1 protein-coding gene is annotated in these 1,231 nt (G+C 44.5%); it reads right to left on the minus strand.

Going from position 1 to position 1,231, the window contains the following annotated elements:
- Nucleotides 1-21 precede the first annotated feature (21 nt).
- The gene (locus tag EG028_RS27555; RefSeq protein WP_120519506.1) at nt 22-999 is read right to left on the minus strand and encodes an IS110 family RNA-guided transposase; all 978 of its coding nucleotides are present in this window, start codon (nt 997-999) and stop codon (nt 22-24) included.
- Between the last annotated feature and the right edge of the window lie 232 nt (nt 1,000-1,231).

Below are 1,231 nucleotides of genomic sequence, written 5' to 3' on the forward strand. Positions count from 1 at the left end.
GCTCCTCGCAATGAACTGTGTTTAAAAACAACTATTATTTAGATAATTTTTATCATATACTGTATGGGTAGTGGCTATTGCAAAGGCTTGTTTAATCAGTTTATTGGCTACTGCTATAAGCGCCAGACGCTTGGATTTGCCCTTGGCCACTAAACGATCATAGAGCAGCTGACACCCCTGATTACAGCGTTTGGCACTCCAACTACATAAATAAAGTAACGCTCTTATTCGGCCCATCCCCATTTTGCATATCCTGGCTTTGCCCCTGACACTGCTGCCGGATTCATAGATCCTGGGACTAAGCCCTACATAGGCACTCAGCTGCTTATAGTTACTGAATCGGCTAAATCCTCCAGTGATCATAATCAGCACCGTCGCCGTTTTTTTACCAAGACCGGGTATCGTGGTCAAATTAGCCAGCATGTCTTGATGATAGGCTACCATGATCTTATCGGTGTCTTTAGCCAGCTGTTGCAATTCCTTTTCCAGGTGCGCAATCAATTTTTTCAGCTTTAGCCGGGTGGATTGCTCTAGCATACCGCTGGCCTCAAAAGATTCCAACTGGTTACGCAGAGCGGTCTGTTGTTTTTGTAACTGTTCACTGAGGGCATCCAATTGCTGAAGGGTGACAGCATATTGCCGCGGCGGCTCCCATAGCGCAGGAAGCTCCCCTTGTCCATAAATGGCGATCATTCGCGCATCGGCTTTATCTGTCTTGGCCCGTAGCATACGCATCTGACAAAAACGGCGAATCACCAGTGGATTGATCACACTCACTGCAAAGCCATGGCTATGAAGGTAACAAGCCAGTTGTAAGTAATAAGGTCCTGTGGCCTCCATAACACATTGAGTATCACCTGGCAACCATTCCACAACCGCTCCTAAGCCAACGAGATCATTACTGAAACGGCGAACCCTTTGCTGCCCTGCTTCCAATACACATACATCAAAGAACTTTTTGCTAACATCAAAACCTCCAAAAATTTCTACTTTTGCCATCCTACTTAGTTTTGACAGAAGAATTACTGCAGAGCCTTATCAATCCTACATACAGGCTCCTGACGCCTAACGAACTGTTCAAGGTCTTAGCAGTAAGGGAAAAAGGGATTAGCATTGCGAACGGTCTTTTGACCAATGACGACAAATAATCTGATTCCTTTTTCCTCTTCTGTTTTTTTTACATAAAACTAAGTTCTTCCTATTTTATAGCCACTACAAACATAGGATGACG

It is taken from the genome of Chitinophaga barathri (genome assembly GCF_003807585.1).
GTDB lineage: Bacteria > Bacteroidota > Bacteroidia > Chitinophagales > Chitinophagaceae > Chitinophaga > Chitinophaga barathri.

Coding starts and splice junctions, on each gene's coding strand:
- EG028_RS27555 (WP_120519506.1), bottom strand. CDS start 999: ATGGCAAAAGTAGAAATTTTTGGAGGTTTTGATGTTAGCAAAAAGTTC.